The organism is Mesobacillus sp. (genome assembly GCF_049588175.1).
In the GTDB taxonomy this organism is placed as follows: Bacteria; Bacillota; Bacilli; order Bacillales; family Cytobacillaceae; genus Mesobacillus.
On the sequence record NZ_JBAVFI010000652.1, the window covers coordinates 1 to 3297 of the forward strand.

Here is a 3297-nt window from a genome sequence, read left to right on the forward strand (position 1 = left end):
CTAATAAGGTCTCTTAGTTACTCGCAAAACCAATATTTGGAAAAACCGAGCGCTAATTAGCCCCCTCGGTTACTAAAAAAGCAAAATCCGGAAAAAAACGAGTACTAATAAGGCTCCTCAGTTACTAAAAAAAGCAATATTTGGAAAAAATGAGCACTAATAAGGTCCCTTTGTTTCCTAATTATTCTAAAGCGAAGTCCCTACAACTGAAATTTACTGCCTCATTTCTCCTCCTAACAAAAGAAAGACTGTAAACAAGCTCGATTTTTATCGAGCTGGTTTACAGTCTGAAAGCAGGCAATCGCCTGCTTTTGTGTTTAAACTTTAAACATTCCGCCGAGGCCTTTAACCAAAGATGACACCTGAGTCACTGCATTCACCATCTGGCCTGCGGTGTCTACCATCTTATTGATATCAAGATTTCCGTCCTGGCTTTTAAATGAATTCATGATTGATTGCAATCCTGATGGCTGCTTAGGCATAAATGCCTGCTGTGGATAAGGATTGTAATTTTGAAAATCAGACTGCTGGCTGTAGTATCCGTAAATCGGGTCATCCTCTGGCTGGAGTGGATTTTGAAAGAGCATTTTTGAATAATTATTCTTTGGTTGCGTCTTTGAATATTGCTGGTTCCATTGAGGATTTCCCTGCACGTAGGGATTGATCGGGTAATCCTGCTGCATATATTGATTCTGCCAATTTCCCTGCATGCTGTTCCATTGAGGGTTAACATATTGTTGAGGGTACGGCTGCTGCCGGTTCAAACCTTGATTATTTCCATTCCAATTATTAGATCCTTGATAAAATTGATTTTCCCAAAACTGTTGCTGATAGGTATGCGTCTTATTCCTTCGGCCAAACATGGCGAACATCCTCCTCCATTAGATTCATTACAATATCATATGATGTAATCGCCCAGATGGTGATAGAGATTGGAAATGCCTGCCGCTTTTGTCTAAACATGAAATTAATTGTCGGAAGTTTAAATTTTTGAAAAATAAAGGACAATTCCATTTTCATGATACGATGAATTCAAATGATGGAGGAGGATGAAAAGATGAACGTTCACGAACTTAAAAATCTCTTTGCCCAAACAAAAGAATACACTCCGGAACATGTGAATGAATTACTCGATTTCACAAAAAAATCGTATATTCAGAATGAAATAACCATTAATGAATACCGGAACCTTGTTCGTGAGCTGGAATTGCAAGGAGCCTTCATTCCAGAAGATCAGAAAGAATTCTCTATCTAAATAAAAAATTGAAGCACCAGATCCCTCTGGTGCTTCTTTATTTGCATATTTTAATTTCTATAGCCAGGATCATGCTGTTCAAAATAAATTCGACCGACTGAATTTGGTCAAGAAACCTCTTCCGGCTGGTTTCTGGAAAAAATGCTTGAACAGAAATTACTTCTATATAATCAGCTGCAGTTTCAATTTGACTTGAATGGAGATTTTTAGGCTTATGCTCAATAACCCAATTAGTCGCTGCTTCTTTCCAGATTGTTGCAGTCTCTTTCACCTCGTCTGCAAAAGGCTTAACTTCTGTATGGAAATCCCCTCTGCTGCCTTCCTGTTTCGAAAATTCATATCGCCTTAGAGCGCTCTCTGAATAATCTATCAATTTTTTGGATAATTCTATTATTTGGTGATGCTGGTCCATTTTTTCTTCCTGCTTTCCTGAAATTAACCGATTGTTATAAACATGGTGGCCAAATAAAAAGTAGCCTTTTCATAAATAAAAGCTACTTAAGATTGCATTTATTCTATTATATATTAAAAACCTAATTCAAGTTTTAAACCTTTTGTATCTGTTATCAACGGAGCATTGCTGTATTTATAGGCTGATAAGTTCTTTTCAAGTCCATCGAGTACTATTTCAATGTTCTCCAACCGCTCTGTCTGAGCAATGCACATGTCAGATCTAATTCCAGTCAGCGTCTCATGCAAATTGGCATCAGCGACTTCCAGGTTATTAATCATATCCGTCAATATCCCTAAAATTTGTTTCTTTTCAATTCCTGTTCTCATAAACAATCTCTCCTGACATTGATTAATTTTAAGGTCTGTCATATGAAGTCCTGACGGCACGAATTCGAGTAGAGAAAAATTAATTTATAAATCATCACGCTCTTATCTTTAATTCTCCCTTGCGGCTTAACCTCCTTCACAGCTGACAAAACTAGAAGGAATTCGGCAAACAAAGTGCTTTTTTATCACTAGGATTACATCCTTCGACACTATCGCCCGCATGAAAAAATCCCAAATGAACAAACTAATGTTGGGAGGTGTTTTTATGAATAAGAAGCAGAACAAAAATGTGCAGAATCCAAATAATACACCTGAGAAAAAAGCAGGCTATGGTGACAAAAAACTAGCAGGACCAAATCGTCCTGCTGAGTGATTTAACAAAAGCAAGGGTCTCCCTTGCTTTTTGTTTTGGTTTTTTAAATTGTGGTAAATATATCCTTTAAAGACACTAGTGCATGAAGTTGTTTTTGCTTTTGGAGATACCATTTTGTCAATTGAATTGGATGTATATGCTTTATTTCTTTCTCAAGCCATTCATGCTGAAACTTCCTCCCTTTATACCAGTCTCCTTGGTCATGGTAATGGTGGCTGATGACTGGGTATGTGCACCTTAGATAAGGAGTGTCTCTTTTTTTATATTCGGGAAAAAATTTTTCATAATCATGTCTTGATGCGGTATGTTCTGTCCTCAGGGCGAATTCAAGAAATAAGGGATATTTACGCTGATCAAACAAAATTGATGCCAACCTTTTTCCCAGGTCAATCCTTTTATTTACGGATTTGAATCCATTTACACTTGCTCCAAAGAGCTCCCCATCACAAGTAGGAAAAAGAACAGTGCTAAAATGGAAAAAATCTTCAAATGAGAACAACCAGGTGTTAAACACCCTCTTCTTAAATACGTGGTGCTTGATCACTGGTTTATGGATTACATTTTGTTCATTCACGATTAAAGCGATCATCAGTCTTTTCTTGTCCCTTGTTTCCCAGAAATGATTCCATTCTTTTTCCATAAAAGCTGATACGTTAAGGAATTTTAACAAATGAAACATTGTAGTGTTTTTATTCGTCGAATAGGTGTATAAAAGGAGCTGTGAATAGGCATCACGGAAAATTAGCCAGTTTGCCCTTTCATAAGTGAGGAATAATCGCTTTCTGATGGCAGGATCGATCATTCTCGGAAACCATTCTCCCTCAAGGTCGCACATATTATAGCCGCCGTTTCTTGATACCATGCTAGCCAGAAACGCCCAGCTCATTTC

5 protein-coding genes are annotated in these 3297 nt (G+C 37.5%); 1 reads left to right on the forward strand and 4 read right to left on the reverse strand.

Features of this window, described 5'->3' with window-relative positions; all coding sequences use genetic code 11:
• Window positions 1–317: 317 nt before the first annotated feature.
• The gene (locus WB217_RS15670) at window positions 318–863 is read right to left on the reverse strand and encodes a YppG family protein (RefSeq protein WP_423994183.1); all 546 of its coding nucleotides are present in this window, start codon (window positions 861–863) and stop codon (window positions 318–320) included.
• Between the two features lie 194 nt (window positions 864–1057).
• On the opposite strand from WB217_RS15670, the gene WB217_RS15675 reads away from it, so the two are divergent.
• A complete protein-coding gene (locus WB217_RS15675) occupies window positions 1058–1255 on the forward strand; it encodes a YppF family protein (RefSeq protein ID WP_335375654.1) in 198 nt (65 codons plus the stop codon).
• 37 nt (window positions 1256–1292) lie between these two features.
• On the opposite strand, the gene WB217_RS15680 is transcribed toward WB217_RS15675, so the two are convergent.
• The 3 genes from WB217_RS15680 to WB217_RS15690 form a co-directional block, all read right to left on the reverse strand.
• A complete protein-coding gene (locus tag WB217_RS15680) occupies window positions 1293–1667 on the reverse strand; it encodes a YppE family protein (RefSeq protein WP_423994184.1) in 375 nt (124 codons plus the stop codon).
• 113 nt (window positions 1668–1780) lie between these two features.
• Window positions 1781–2035 carry a hypothetical protein gene (locus tag WB217_RS15685; RefSeq protein ID WP_423994185.1) on the reverse strand — a complete coding sequence of 85 codons (255 nt, stop codon included), beginning with the start codon at window positions 2033–2035 and terminating at the stop codon, window positions 1781–1783.
• A gap of 416 nt (window positions 2036–2451) precedes the next feature.
• On the reverse strand, window positions 2452–3297 hold an 846-nt coding region (locus tag WB217_RS15690), incomplete at its 5' end, for a DUF2515 family protein (protein WP_423994187.1).